Annotated in this window: 1 pseudogene; it reads left to right on the forward strand. The window is 62.7% G+C overall.

The features are described 5' to 3' along the window. A pseudogene (locus QM588_RS25695) lies at positions 1-212 on the forward strand (cobyric acid synthase); the annotation flags it as partial.

Below are 212 nucleotides of genomic sequence, written 5' to 3' on the forward strand. Positions count from 1 at the left end.
TAATTCCATCGTCGACGACGTCGAATCAGGATCAGGGACCACCGCGGGACTGGGTCTGCTGGACCTCGATGTCGAGTTCGCTCCGGACAAGGTGCTGGCGCAGATGACCGGTACGGCAGACGGTATCTCGGTGTCCGGGTACGAGATTCATCACGGACGCGTCGTGCGCAACGGGGACCACCCATTGCTGGCGGACTCGAGCGGTATGCCGG

The organism is Rhodococcus sp. IEGM 1354 (assembly GCF_030056855.1).
Taxonomy (GTDB): domain Bacteria; phylum Actinomycetota; class Actinomycetes; order Mycobacteriales; family Mycobacteriaceae; genus Rhodococcoides.